The following is a 13,212-nucleotide window of genomic DNA, read 5'->3' on the forward strand; positions in this document are numbered from 1 at the left end:
CGTACAGATGCGGCGTTGCTCGCACAGCCAGCATTGTTGATTGCTTCGGGAACAACCGACCTCGGCCACGATGTTCGAGCATCCTGCGAGAACGCATCCGGTGAACATCTGCAGCCTCGGAAGTCGGCGAATATCAGCGACAAGCAGTTGGGAGCAGGACGGGCTTACCGGGCGGGGAGTGGTTGAACGCGATTCTTCGTTCGATCTATGTTCCGGAGCAGACGCTTAGTGGAGAATACGAACATGACGACCGGCGCGCCTGCTCAAACCGTGCACTTTGATCAGAAGCATTACACGGCAGTGGTTTCTGGCGCGAAAGTTTCCACCGTCCGCTGGCGCGAAGACATACACGAAGGGCCGGCAATTTTCATCTTCGATAATCACCCGACCGCCCGCCCCCTTGCAGGACAGGTCACCGCTGTAGAAACGTACGATCTCGCTCATCTGTCGCCGCTAGCAGCTCGCCAGCCACCCGGCACCGACATGACGAATTTCGCAACACAACTCCGGGCCAACTACTACCCCGAGATGCCTGAAGACGCTGTTGTTCAGGTGGTCGTCATAGCCACTGGTCACCACGGGGATTCGTCACTGCCCACGACGTAGTGCGACCGAACTCAGCCGTCGAAAACGTCTGTTGCACTTCTGTGTGCGTCGAGGTCTGCGCTGCCGGCGCCGATCGGGTAGTTGCGGCCCATTCTGGCTGGGTTGATCGGTCCAGGCGCGCTGGCACTCGTCCGGGGTCAGCGTTGTCGTGGATCCTCTGCGACAGGGCCGCCTTCGTTTTCCCACCGATCCAGTGCGCGTTTTTCCTGCTTGGCGGCGGTGTCTTTGCGTGATCCGAGTGATCTTACGGACTTGAGTAGTTCTGTGAGTCGGCCCATGACCGGACCATACTCGACTTTCCGGCGAAGCTGACCCAGGGTTGGGCGTATCTCCATCGGAGATGCCATAGGGGACTTCGACGGCGTCGACAACCACGAAACTCTCCGCCCAGCCGTGCATTGCACTACCCGCACGAGAACGCACGATCCGGGTGCATGGCGGCGCACTGCCAGCGCGGGGTGCGACTTCGGGACCGTAATGTTCGCGGCCAAACCGCGAGCACGACGGCGGCGAAGCTACGCACGACGTCGCTGCGTCGTTCGGTGAGAATACTGGACCTACGCCGGGAAAATCGGGTGCTTCAGCCGTCGAGATAGGGATAGGTTGTGGTGCGTGAGCGCACAAGTGATCATTCTGACCGGCCCACCAGGGGCAGGGAAGTCGACCCTCGCCGCGAAACTTGCCCGCGGTTACAGCAAAGGCGTTCATCTGCACACGGACGACTTCTGGCACTGCATTGTTTCGGGCGCGATACCTCCGTACGACCCCACGTCCGATGCGCAGAACCAGACTGTCATGGATGTGATCGCCGGCGCCGCCTATACGTATGCTCGCGGCGACTTCACCACGGTGATCGACGGAATCATAGGGCCGTGGATGCTCCCTCACTTCCGAACTCACGCGACACAGCACCCGAACTTGGCGGTCCACTACATCGTGCTCCGGCCGCAGCGCGACGTCACGCTGAAGCGAGCCCAAGCCCGAACCGCGCCAAGCGCCTTGATCGATGAGGGGCCAATCCTCTCGATGTGGGATCAGTTTTCCGACCTCGGCGAGCTCGACGATCATGTACTGGACACGTCGGGCGACGCGGAAGAACAGAGTGCCCAACAAGTGGCAGCGGCCATTCGCGACGACCGTTTCCGACTCTTTGCACAGTAGCGGCTCAATCCGCCGGAAACCGTGTTCTTGCAGGACATCTCGCGGGCCATACGAGGCATACCAGCCAGGGACCCTCCAACCAGAGTGGAAAGCCCTCTTTGGTTCGCCGACTGCGGTCTCGGATTTCGCTGTCAGTCTCAGAATCGGCCGTGAACTGTTGAGACCAAGGCTGTTTCTGAGGCACCGGAGGATGAGACATGTTCCCTTATGTGACTGAGAAATAAGTGCAGATCACCAGCTAACCCTCGTCCGCCGACAGAAAACAGTTCCGGAGCGAAATCGATTTCAACAGTTGTCGAATCGACAGCGTGTCCGAGAAACCCGTCTCACCTTGTGGGGAGTTCATTAACCAGGTCTGACATTTCTGATTCGGGCATTTCATGGCCGCGGGCGACCTCGCGTGATCCGATGACCGCAGCTCAGGAACCACCGTCCGTCCTCGGTGGTGTCGAATCCTTCTGTGAGGGAGCGGAATGCGATGCCGCGCCCGCCGAGTCTGTGGACGGTGCCGATAACGTGGCGGACACCGCTTCTGTTTGGGCGACGAATACCGATTCGAGTATGTTGCACCCGAACCGACCTACACACGGTCTACCGATGAATTTTGTCGAGTTGACACTATCGAAGGATGACCCTTGGTTTTCGAATCCGGCCACCCGATGATGATTGCCCTCGACATTGACGGCACCCTGCACGTCGCGGAGGACACGAATCCGCTCGCGCACGAAACGATCAGCATCGCAGTGAGATCGGCTGTGCGGGCCGCTGTTCGATCCGGAGCCCACGTCGTGCTGTGCACCGGCAGACTCGCCCCCGCCACACGACCGTTCCTACTCGAGCTCGATATCATGACGGGGTTCGCGATCTGCTCCAACGGGGCCGTGCTGATCGATGCCGCAACCGGGAAAATCGCGGAGCAAGTGGTCTTCGATTTACGCACTCCCATCGCGGCACTACGCGAACAACTACCCGGCGCGATCTTCGTAGCCGAGAACCCGGGCATCGGGGTCAGAGCAACCGGCCGTGTCGACGACGCGGATATGCACCACGGCGAGGTCGAGCTGGTCGATATCGACGAACTTGCGACCACGCCGACCACCCGACTAGCGATCCACTGGCCTGGACACAGTGGGCAGGAGCTGACCGAAATCTTGTCTGCTCTCGACCTCCCCGGCATTCGAAGCCTGTGCTACGAAGACGAACCACTGGCCGACTTGACCGCAGCCGGCGTAAGCAAGGCGGCGATGCTGGAAAGGCTGCGCATCGAGCTGGGCGTCGCCGCAACACGGACCCTAGCCGTCGGTGACGGCATCAACGATCTGGAAATGCCGGACTGGGCAGCTCACGGCGTGGCCATGGGTCACGCACCCGCTTCCGTGCTTGCCGCAGCCGACCAGATCTGCCCACCAGGCACCGAGGACGGTCTTGCCACCGCATTGTCGACATGGTTCCGATAGAACATCTGGGCTGTGCGCGGCGCGTCGTGGACGCCTTGGATCTCGGTCATCAGATCGTCGAAACGGAACATCGGCGCTGGGCGGTCGTCCCAGACCCGCTTGAGTGCGCCGGGTTTCATCTGCTCGAAGCCGACAGCCAATGCGCATTCGACGGTGCCGCTGGCGACGGCTTGGCGTGCGAGGAAAAGGGCCGAAGATCCTGTGGTGCCCTGACATCCAGCGGTGGAACATGCCTTGGACGCAATGGGTGAAGCACTCATTCTCGTACCCGTCGCGTTCTTCAGTGCGGGGCATCACGAAAATGCGTGTGGGAGAGCCTGTTTCGATCATGGTGATGCCTTCCCTCGAATCGGTAGAGTCGCCCCCCCTGTCACCATGTCGAGTACTTCTGTCAACTTCGCAATGCCAAACAACAGTCTCGGGTTCAGCACCATATCGGGAGTGCTCGACTACAGTCCCCTTCATGGGACGGACCTGCGGAGTCGGACATGTGGCGGCATCGTGAGTAGAAGCAATGAGTGAGGTTTCTCCGGCCGTCAATCGTTCATCATTTCGCCGCTTCCTCACGGCCGCGGTGATCAGTTCGGCCGGCTCGTCGGTGACAGCGGTGGCGATGCCCATTTTGGTAGTGCAGCTTCTAGACGCGACGCCCTTCGAAGTCGGTATGGTGAACGCGGCTCAGTTGATTCCTTATGCGGTGCTCGGGTTGTTCGCGGGGGTTTACGTCGATCGGTGGCGGCGAAAGCCAATCCTAGTGTGGGCCAGCGTCGGTCGAGCGGTAGCACTCGGCACTGTTCCGCTTCTGTGGCTCGCTGGCCTTCTGCACATCTGGGTCCTGGTCATCGTGTTGCTGTTGTTCGGCTCCTTCTCGGTGTTCGGCTTCGCTGCGATGCAGTCCTTGTTACCCCGACTGGTTCCACGCAGCCAACTGGTGAAAGCAAACGCTCGACTCGACCAAGCCGACGCAGCAGCAACGACATTGGGGCCAACGGTCGGAGGCGCACTCGTAGGCCTGCTCGGCGCTCCCGTGGTGATTGCCGTCGACGCAATCAGCTATCTCGCTGATGCCGCACTCAATTCCGGTCTCGACGTAGACGAGCCGCGACCCGCTTCTCGCTCCCGCAACCTGATGAACGAAGTGCGTGAGGGTCTGAGATTCACCTACCGCCACCGCACTCTCAACCCACTCGCAATATCGACACACGTGTGGTTCCTCGCCAACGGAGCCGCGTTGACTGTGCTGTCTCTCTTCGCCCTCCGCTCACTCGGGTTCAGCGCCTACACATACGGCTTGCTTCTGACGACGTTCGGTGTCGCAAGCCTCCTCGGAGCGTCCAGTGCACATGCGATCGGCACGCGAATCGGACCAGGACGAACGGTCATCCTCACCCGCTCGCTGTATCCCCTCACCTGGCTTCTCGTTACCTTCGCGACCGACACAATTGTTGGCCATCTCCTGCTCTTCGCAGCTCTTGGCCTGCAGGGCTTGGCGGCAGGCGCGGAGAACGCGAACGAGATGGGCTATTGGCAAGCGCTCACTCCGGATGAGCTTCTCGGGCGCGTGAATGCCGCCCGGCGTTCCGTCAACCGCACCATGGCCGCCCTCGGCGCCGTGACAGCAGGCCTGTTGGTCGGCGCGATCGGCGAACGCCCCACCCTGATCGGCGTCACCATCGTGTTCGCCATCGCGGCAGGCACACTGGCGTTCTCGCCGCTGCGACACTCGGCGCGGGATCTCTGACCTCGACGTTCAGCGCAGGTCTACCTCCGCGGCGGCCGAGTTCTCTGACAGCGTGTAATTCCTAGGAGCGTCCGTTCCAGGTACGGGTCATGTTGACACTCGCAGATAGCATCCACGCATGCACGTCGACATCGAGGGCGCCGCCCGCATTGCCCGCCTCGCCGCAGAATTCAACTGGACCTGGGCCGTCGACGACCTCGAACCCTTCTGCGCACAAGCTGGATGGGAGCTCGTTGAATCGGATCAAACCGGCGCCTCGATTCGGACCGGCCTCCGTGTCGGTCGGCCCGAATCGATAATGTTCGGGCGGCAACACAGAATGAATTGGATCTCGATCTTCGTCACGGACGTGGCAGATGACGCCACGCCCATGACAGTGGTGCGCCCGTTGCTGGACGAAGGGTTCACGAACCTCGATGTGGCATTTACCGCACTCCTGGGGACAGCCACGAGCGCCGAACCCGAACCAAAGGCAGCTCTCCGGTGGGACCTGCCGAAAGCGGTCATTTCACTGCACCTAAGTGTCAGTGCGATCGACTTGCGTCTGACGAGTCCGGGATATCAGTCATGGATGGATGAGCCCGAACCGGAGTACGAGGACGAGGACTAGCGATCGAGGCCATCTCCTGACCAGGTTCAGTCGAATTCTGTTGCCAGGAAGAATATTTCAGCAGATCGGTCAAAGTCGGTACGTCTGGTCGCATCGCACTGTGGCTGGAATGGATCGATGCCGTCGACGGCCTCCGACCAGTCGAATTCTTCCTGAAGACCGGCGAGGTGGGGCGGTGCACACGTATGCGCGGATAGGGTGGCTGTAGTGATATCTGCGTGCTACACCTCGTCGTCGGGCTCTAATTGACGATGTACTCGTCGATTTGGTCTTCTTCTGCTCGGTATTGAGGGCTTGCAATGTTCACGAAGTTGTCCGGCTTCCCCCGATAGGCAGTGACCACCACGGTAGACAGGTCCCACCGCATGCTGTCCTCCCCACGACGAGGAGGTAGCCCAAGCTCAGTCGACAATCGATCAGTCAGTCCGTTGAACCACACCCCTGGCAGCCCGCTGGATTCAGCTTCCTGTGTACCCAAGCGATCCGTAAACGTCGAAGTCGATCGCCTGGACGCTGTACGTGTCTAGATCCGCGGCCCCAGGACATGCGATGTCGAGTTCTATGGTTATTGACGCGCCTCGCTCCCGATGTTCGGTGACGGTCCAACCTGCGGCGGGGGCAAGAGCCTCGACGCCATAGCTGCGACGCTCGGCTTCGGCAGATCCTCGGTCAACCGCGCACTCCTGACGGTGCTGAGAGGATCAAAAGTGGGTCGGACAAGCTCTCACGAAACGCATGATTCACCTACGGCTGGAAGAGATTCCGGACGAAGGAGAGGCTTTCGGGGAGCGCTGCCCGCATCGTCTCGATATGACCGGTCGGATATGTGCGGAATGTAACTGGCTGGCGGTTGGCGGCGAGTTCGGCCGCGAGTTTCAAAGCCAGCGGTGCCGGCACTATCTCGTCCGTCAGCCCCTGCCCGAGGAACACTGGCCGGGCGTACCCGGTCGTCGGGATCTCCAGCATGCCGCGAGCAGCAGCCAGCACCGCGGGATCGTCGAGGGGCCGGTTCACCAGATCGCCGATCGTGACGTCGCCGAGGCCCGATGCCATGTCCTGGTAGCAGTCGGTTTCGGCTCGGGCCAGGGCATCCGTGCCGCGTGGTGTCAGGTAGCGATCGATGTCGAGATCGGGTCGCGCCGCCCGGAGTCCGGCCAAGAGGTACGAGACGAACACGGTGCTGCCGGTCAGTGGCAAGCGGGGAAAGTCCGGCCCCACGAGTGGTGCAAGGTTCTCCAGATTGGACGGCGCCCCGGTCGCGACCGCGCCCCGGTAGTCCAATTCGGGTGCGTACCGTGTGGCGATCGCTGCCGTGACCATAGCGGCCTGCCCGCCCTGAGACTGTCCGAGTGCCAACCACCGCGGTGAGAGCGACGGTTCGACCGCACGCGCGGCACGCACCATGTCGATCACGCTGTGCGCCGCCGACGGTCCGTCCAGGTACGCGTGGATTCCCGGCGTGCCAAGCCCCACGTAGTCGGTCGCGACGATCGCGTAGCCCTGCGAGAGCCAGTTCGTGAGGTACGGACTGCCGACGGTCCCGGTCACGGTGGGAGCGCACTGGTCGGAAATACCTACAGTGCCGTGAGCCCACGAGATGACCGGCCAGCCGCCTTCGGGTGGATCGCCGGGGGGCAGGAAGAGCGCGCCCGTACTCAACGCGGGTTGGTTCAGCGGTCCTGTGGACCAGTACGTGAGCTTTGATGCGTTGGCGGCGCCGGGAATCCAGAAGGAGTCCGGCAGGGAAGCTACCGCGGTCACTGTGCCCGGCGTCGTGATTGACGACGGTTCCTGCGCGTGGACGGGCGCGGTCGAAACGGCCGCGGAGGCGAGCGCGATCACCATCAATGCTTGGCCGAGCCGTCGTCGGATCATCGCATCGCTCCCGTGGTTCGTCGGTGTCTGCGCCGACTTCCATTCTGCGCGAACCGGCGGCGCCGGCGTACTGGTTCGACCATCTTCGGGTGCCGCTCCTGCAGTCGAGGGGCCAGCGGACCGTGCACGACGAAGAACTTACAGCCGAGGTCAGCCGCGCATACCGAGAACTATTCGGTCTACGGCGCGCACAAGGTGTGGCTGGAAATGCGTGGTGAGGGCATTGATGTGGCACGGTGCACGATTGATGGTTGTCTTCAGGCTCGAATGCGCACGAAGAGGCATGCCCAAGGGCTACCTCGAGCATGATCGGTCCGTCGACGTTGAGCCAGTGAGGTGGGACTTTGATGCGAGGGTGCTCGAGGCTGCGGTTGGCGAGCGCTTCGCGGCGTTCGAGGCAGGGCAGGTGGTCGTCGACGTGCCGTCGATGTCGAGCTACCTACCGATTCGTTCGACGCGCCACGGGGGGATATCCCGCCGCGGCCTGACCTTGATCGCACGAAATTTGTATCCGTCCTGGTCGATGACCGGCTCCCATTCGAAGTCGACCTGCTCTCCGACGACGAGAGCGCTGATCCCTCCGCCGATGCTGAGACTGTCGCCCGGCCGAGCGTTGATGACTTCGTCGGGGTGTAGGGCGCTGTAGAAGGTCCAACAACCGCCCGGAGTGTCCGCGGAGTCGATGACTCCCCAGCCTTCCTCACCATTCCACGTGGTGACGACACCGATCGCTGGGGTGCCGATCGGGGGCGCGATCGTATCGTCGAGGTCGGTGATGTCTAGATCGGTGACCTCGTGAACGGTGCCGTCGGGATCGATATCCCAAGCCCTGAAACCGGGCGGTCCCGGCGGCGTGTGGTCCTCGCCGACTGGCCACGCCTGCACGGTGTGAAAGTCGTAACCGTCTGCCGCCTCGTCGAGTTGATTCCATTCGAACTCGACTTCCTGACCTTCGACCAAACCCGGGAACCCGTGGACCACTACAGATGTCCATGAGGTCCAGCTACCGCCCGGAGTGTCTGCGGAGTCGATCACGCCCTGCATACCCCCCACGTCCCAACTACGTACCACTCCTCGGCTCGTCATGACCTCAGTATGTCCAAGACCACGGTGGCTAATGAGCGGAACCCGAAAGCCTGTCCAGAACGGGCGGAACTGGGGTAACGAATCTGCGGGGCACTTGATCACCTATGCAACCCGGGACCAAAATTGTTTTCCTGCAACACTTCTGAATTTCTTAACGCGGTTCTTTTCGGGAAGTTCGAGAGGGTGATCACGTTGGGTATAGGCATTTTTTCGATGCACGCGATCATCGAAAAATCCGAACGCGTGAACGACCAGGAAGGCGAATAGACATTCACCAACAAAGGCCCGAGGCAGTGGCGAGCATGTTGACCACGACCAGTGTCGACGATACGACCGACAGTGTCGCGAGCACGGCCGCAGTCACGGTGTGGAGACGAAGCGCGCAGACGACGAATGCCCCAGACCATACGGACAACGTCGCGATCACCAGCCATCCGCCACCGGCCATGTCGCGTTCCGCAGGTCCGTCACAGCTCGTGTCGATTGAATCCCACAGACCGAACAACACCAAGGCCGCCGCCACGAGCGTCCAGACCAATGCAAGGAACAACACGCCGATCTTCCGCCAGATGGTCACATCCTGAGCCTGCACGCGCAGCGCCACCCGCGAATCCGTACAACTACTCAACGTCGACCGCGGAACTGGTCTCTGCGCACTTTTTCGCAGCGAGCGCCCTATTAACGACCTTGGTGTTCGTTTTGAGCTTGCTGGTGATGGCGAGCCCGAGCGAGCAAAGCGCCTAGCTGGATACGGGCCGACCAGAGAAGAAGGTCAGTCACGATCGGGTCTTTTCCTTCCAAGGGGTCCCGGTCTGGAGCCTCGCCGGTTGTCGCCGGTGGGGCTCCTGCGTTGTGTGGGTCAGCTCGTTACGCCGCGTTAAGAACCTGAAAACTCGGTGAGCAAACCTTCCTTTCCCAGGTGAAGCGGCGGATTATCGAAATGGTCGCGCATCTGGTTACCGCGCGGCATGTCGAGCGCGCCTGAAGGCACAACGGGCCGGGAGGTCACATGCTGCTACATCAATCGATCGGGTTGGAGCGCTTCAACGAACTACCGCGGCAGAAGGCAGTTCACGCATTGTTCGAGTGCTGCTGCTCGCTGACGTGGGCCGGGTGGGTCAGCGACGGACGTCCGTTCGCCGATCACGCGGAGATCCTCTCGCGCGCCGAGGACGCGATTCTCAACCTCTCGGACGAGGACGTCGAACGCGCCCTGCAATGCCATCCACGGGTCGGCGTCCGTAGGAACAGCGTGCCGTCCCACCTCGAGCAATGCTCGATCTGGGTTCCGGACGACGCCGTCATGGCAACCATCTATCGCGCCGGCGAGGAGTACGAGCGGAACTTCGGCTTCCGGTATCTGTGGTGTTCGCACGGCCACGACGCCGACGACCTGCTCGAGAACATCGGCCAGCGCATGTCCAACGAACGGTCCGTCGAGCGCAAGGTCTGCGTCGACGAGCTCGCCAAGATCACGCGGACGAGGATCGAGCGCATGCTGGGACCCGAGGACGGTTATCCCGAGTACTGAAAAGAAGAGCGGGTGCAGCGCTTTCGCGCCGCACCCGCTTTCATGCTCTGAATCGATCAGAGATCGAACTCGGCCGGAGAGATTCCGACTGCAAAACACATGTCGCGTACGACGCCGCGCTCGTGCTCGTCGAAGTTGCCGTCCGCGCCGCCGATGATGATGCCGATCTGGATGACTGCGCGGGCCTGATCCTGCTTCGACTTGAGCTTGGCGATGGTCGCGGTTGCCTCGACCTTGCCGAACTCGTAGTCCGAGGACAGCTTGCTGCAGTACCAGTCGAACTGCTCACGAAGCTCGTCCGGCGGGAAGACCGCGAGCGACTCGTTGCTCATGATCAGCGCGGCGGTCTTCTGACGCTCCGACGGATCGATCGAACCGTCTGCGGCGGCGATCAACGCGCACATTGCCATGCTCGCGTTCTTGAATTCCTTGTTCTGGAACTGGCTGGTCTTTGTCTTGAGCTGGCCGTTCATCTCCTGAGCCTTAGCCTTCAACTGATCCCAGAATGCCATGAGTCTCCTCGAGTATTGCCGCCACACACCGCGCGTGGTCGTACCACCACTCTGCCTGTGCGCTCGGCAATCCGCCATCGGCCGCTAGGTGCGGTCGAACACTGCCAGAATTCGCGACTCGGAGATCGGGTCGAGCACGTCCGGGGTGAAGTGCCATTGCGTGCGGGTCCACGGATCGTGAACCTCCGTCTGCCCTGCTGCCGAAAGATGTTGGCACCCCTCGGACAGCGCGGCGACGGATTCTTCCGCGAAGTTCGACTCATCCTCTCCGACAATCAGTATCGACAAACCGATTGCCGGCCCGCGTTCAGCGAGGAACATGATGGTCTGTGCGTCTTCGGCGGAGTATCCGTGCGGGAAATCGCTGAGGATCAACAGGCGCAGGGAACTCGGGCCATCTGCGACACCACTCATTCGCGCGAGTTCGCCCATGTCGACGGCCTCGGCCAGTGCCCGCAAGCGCGCCGAGATCTCGGTGTGAGCGGTGATGACCGGCCCCGCGAGCATCGGTGCCAGTCGGTCGGTCAGTGGCGTGAGCGAGCCGGTCAGGTCGACGACGTCGAGTAGCGGCATCGGGCCGGCGGCCATGACGCGCACGGTGACGGCACTGATCAGACCGAGCGCTGCTTTGCTCGACGTACTGTCCACCCAGATCGGCCGGCGCAGTGGCAACGGGACGCAGTAGGGAACGGTGAGTGTGCCGCGGTCCGGAGCCGACAGCTCGCCAAGACGCATTCCGTCGCTGACGGCCGTGATCTGGGCCGGATCGGTTGTACCCGCCCAGGACACCGACTTCCACGACGCCATCGACCGTGGGAGCACGCCGTCGATCACGCCGAGTTCGTGCGCAAGCTGAGCGCTGTCGCGGGCGTGATTGTCCCGCGCGAGTGAGACGAGGTCGTCGTGACGCTTCTGTGCGGCATCGCGCGCCGCCACTCCCGCTGCCGAGTTCCGCAACGACGGATCTGCGACGGCTGCGGTCAGATCCTCGTCCAAACGGGCAAGCGCGTACTCGCTGCTGGAGACGAAGGAAGCGGCAGAACGCGAGGCGTCCTCGAAGATCATCCACGCACGCTCGAGGCCGCGGCCCACCTCCAACGGCTCCACGGCGGAGTCCCACTCGGGCGCAGCTGTCGGGCCTGGTTGTGCCGGCTCGTCGTCCACCTCGACGCCGTGCACCGAGATCAGTTCCGCCAGACCACCCGCATAGCCCTGCCCTACGGCCCGAATCTTCCAGGCACTGGACTTTCGGTACAGCTCCCAGCAGATGACCGCTGTCTCGGTACCTGCGGTGGGGATCGCGAATTCGGCCAGGACCGAACCGGATTGATCGCTCAGGGTGGCGGAGAGCCCGGCCGTGCGAAAGGCGCCCGCGGCCGTCGCTGCCGGATCCACGCTGACGATGCACAACACGGCCGCGGCATCGGGGTGAAGTCGATCGAGTTCCACCCGGATGCCGCTCTGGTCGAGTTGCACTCCAGCGGTGGATGGTTGGTTGTAGAACACGAAGTCCGCGGACGTCAATGCCCGCAGGTTCGCGTCCGCTACCAGCGCCGACACGTCGAACGGCGTCTGGCTCTCGGCTCGAAACGTCACCACGGGCGCCTGCAGCGGCGCGTTCTGTCCGGGAACAAAAGTCATACCCACAGCAGCGAACTATGCCATGACCGGGCTCTCTCGGTCAGCCTTGCACGTCCGCCACCACTAGATCGGCCACCGCGGTCATCCCAGCGTCCGTGAAGTGCAAGCGCTGCGCCGTCGACTCCGAGAACAGGCCTTCGAACCAACGCTGATCTGCACTCGCACATGCGTCGTGCCCGCCGGCGATGCTCGCCGCCGCAATGTCGACAGTGCGCACACCGTGGGCGTGGGCCACCTCGTCGAACTTCGTGTTGTAGCGAGCGAAGTAGTCCATGAACCAGGATGCGTCGGCGTCTGAGAACGGAATGTTCGGCCAGCATCCGCGAGAGGAGATCATGCCGCCCTCACCGATCAGGTAGATGCGAGCGTTAGGCGCGCGCTGCGTGACCGCAGTCAGGATGCGATCCAATTCTCCGGCAGCCCGGTCGATTCCGGATTGGGCGACGGAATTCGCGAGCGGGTCGTACCGGCATCCACGATCGGTTCCTGGCCCCGGAGCGACGCACAGGGGGCCGAGGAAGATGCTGTTGGAGTCGTTGCCGCCGATCGAGATGGTGATCAGGTCGGTGTCCGGGTGAACGGCATCGAGTTGGACAGGCCAGTAGTTCGGAATCAGCTGTGGAGTGTCGATGATGTTCTCGGCGCGTGCCGCGCTGCAAGAGACGTCGGTGAACTCCGCGACCTCGAGTGCCCGAGAGATCTTGCCCGCGAAGTTCTCGTACGAACGCGAACAGGCGTCGGGGTACATCGGTTCCAGCCTTGGACCGGAGGCACGGGAGTCACCGAGGGCGACGTACTTGATCCCGGTGCCGGATACTCCTGACCGAGTTTCCGACTGGGGCACCGAAGCCTGCGCGATTCCGGTGCTCACGAGCGCCAGCACAACGCCTGCGACGGCCGCCGCCCGACCGAGAAGTTTCCCTCGAATGATCATCTACTGTGCCAAGTCCTCTCGCGCACGGCCGCTCGACTGACGGCTCGACATGCCGCAT

13 protein-coding genes and 2 pseudogenes are annotated in these 13,212 nt (G+C 62.2%); 7 read left to right on the forward strand and 8 right to left on the reverse strand.

Annotated elements, in window-relative coordinates:
• Positions 1-243 precede the first annotated feature (243 nt).
• Complete coding sequence (locus CPI83_RS25800; protein ID WP_046379759.1) at positions 244-606, forward strand: hypothetical protein; 363 nt, start codon at positions 244-246, stop codon at positions 604-606.
• A gap of 137 nt (positions 607-743) precedes the next feature.
• On the opposite strand, the gene CPI83_RS30790 is transcribed toward CPI83_RS25800, so the two are convergent.
• Positions 744-884, reverse strand: a complete 141-nt coding sequence (locus CPI83_RS30790; RefSeq protein WP_157920627.1) for a hypothetical protein — start codon at positions 882-884, stop codon at positions 744-746.
• 334 nt (positions 885-1,218) lie between these two features.
• Between CPI83_RS30790 and CPI83_RS25805 the strand changes: the two genes are divergently transcribed.
• Both CPI83_RS25805 and CPI83_RS25815 read left to right on the forward strand, forming a co-directional pair.
• Positions 1,219-1,767 (forward strand): AAA family ATPase, encoded by a 549-nt coding sequence (locus tag CPI83_RS25805; RefSeq protein ID WP_097387929.1) that lies wholly within the window; start codon positions 1,219-1,221, stop codon positions 1,765-1,767.
• Positions 1,768-2,402: 635 nt separating this feature from the next.
• Positions 2,403-3,224, forward strand: a complete 822-nt coding sequence (locus CPI83_RS25815; protein WP_157920628.1) for an HAD-IIB family hydrolase — start codon at positions 2,403-2,405, stop codon at positions 3,222-3,224.
• Here CPI83_RS25815 and CPI83_RS25820 read toward each other — a convergent pair.
• Positions 3,224-3,427 (reverse strand): annotated as a pseudogene (locus CPI83_RS25820) (lipid-transfer protein); the annotation flags it as partial. The gene CPI83_RS25815 and the pseudogene CPI83_RS25820 sit on opposite strands and share 1 nt — an antisense overlap.
• Positions 3,428-3,738: 311 nt before the next feature.
• Between CPI83_RS25820 and CPI83_RS25825 the strand changes: the two are divergent.
• Complete coding sequence (locus tag CPI83_RS25825) at positions 3,739-4,965, forward strand: MFS transporter (RefSeq protein ID WP_070387118.1); 1,227 nt, start codon at positions 3,739-3,741, stop codon at positions 4,963-4,965.
• Between the two features lie 118 nt (positions 4,966-5,083).
• Positions 5,084-5,575 carry a DUF6301 family protein gene (locus CPI83_RS25830; RefSeq protein WP_020968329.1) on the forward strand — a complete coding sequence of 164 codons (492 nt, stop codon included), beginning with the start codon at positions 5,084-5,086 and terminating at the stop codon, positions 5,573-5,575.
• Positions 5,576-6,319: 744 nt separating this feature from the next.
• On the opposite strand, the gene CPI83_RS25835 is transcribed toward CPI83_RS25830, so the two are convergent.
• Entirely contained in the window at positions 6,320-7,450 is a 1,131-nt protein-coding gene (locus tag CPI83_RS25835; protein ID WP_097387932.1) for a lipase family protein, read from the reverse strand.
• A 128-nt stretch (positions 7,451-7,578) separates the two neighbouring features.
• Between CPI83_RS25835 and CPI83_RS31425 the strand changes: the two are divergent.
• Positions 7,579-7,700: pseudogene (locus CPI83_RS31425) on the forward strand (IS3 family transposase); the annotation flags it as partial.
• Between the two features lie 185 nt (positions 7,701-7,885).
• Here the strand turns inward: CPI83_RS31425 and CPI83_RS31260 are convergent.
• Both CPI83_RS31260 and CPI83_RS25855 read right to left on the reverse strand, forming a co-directional pair.
• A complete protein-coding gene (locus CPI83_RS31260; protein WP_229757064.1) occupies positions 7,886-8,536 on the reverse strand; it encodes a hypothetical protein in 651 nt (216 codons plus the stop codon).
• A gap of 271 nt (positions 8,537-8,807) precedes the next feature.
• Complete coding sequence (locus CPI83_RS25855) at positions 8,808-9,140, reverse strand: hypothetical protein (protein WP_097387933.1); 333 nt, start codon at positions 9,138-9,140, stop codon at positions 8,808-8,810.
• Positions 9,141-9,545: 405 nt separating this feature from the next.
• On the opposite strand from CPI83_RS25855, the gene CPI83_RS25860 reads away from it, so the two are divergent.
• Positions 9,546-10,067, forward strand: coding sequence for a 2-oxo-4-hydroxy-4-carboxy-5-ureidoimidazoline decarboxylase (locus CPI83_RS25860; protein WP_097387934.1), 522 nt, complete (start codon positions 9,546-9,548; stop codon positions 10,065-10,067).
• A 56-nt stretch (positions 10,068-10,123) separates the two neighbouring features.
• On the opposite strand, the gene CPI83_RS25865 is transcribed toward CPI83_RS25860, so the two are convergent.
• The 3 genes from CPI83_RS25865 to CPI83_RS25875 form a co-directional block, all read right to left on the reverse strand.
• Complete coding sequence (locus tag CPI83_RS25865; RefSeq protein WP_003941110.1) at positions 10,124-10,579, reverse strand: TerB family tellurite resistance protein; 456 nt, start codon at positions 10,577-10,579, stop codon at positions 10,124-10,126.
• An 84-nt stretch (positions 10,580-10,663) separates the two neighbouring features.
• Positions 10,664-12,220: a TerD family protein gene (locus tag CPI83_RS25870; RefSeq protein ID WP_052417026.1), complete on the reverse strand. Its 1,557-nt coding sequence runs from the start codon at positions 12,218-12,220 to the stop codon at positions 10,664-10,666.
• A gap of 40 nt (positions 12,221-12,260) precedes the next feature.
• Positions 12,261-13,154 carry an SGNH/GDSL hydrolase family protein gene (locus tag CPI83_RS25875; RefSeq protein WP_042922710.1) on the reverse strand — a complete coding sequence of 298 codons (894 nt, stop codon included), beginning with the start codon at positions 13,152-13,154 and terminating at the stop codon, positions 12,261-12,263.
• Between the last annotated feature and the right edge of the window lie 58 nt (positions 13,155-13,212).

It is taken from the genome of Rhodococcus sp. H-CA8f, from assembly GCF_002501585.1.
Classification (GTDB): domain Bacteria; phylum Actinomycetota; class Actinomycetes; order Mycobacteriales; family Mycobacteriaceae; genus Rhodococcus_F; species Rhodococcus_F erythropolis.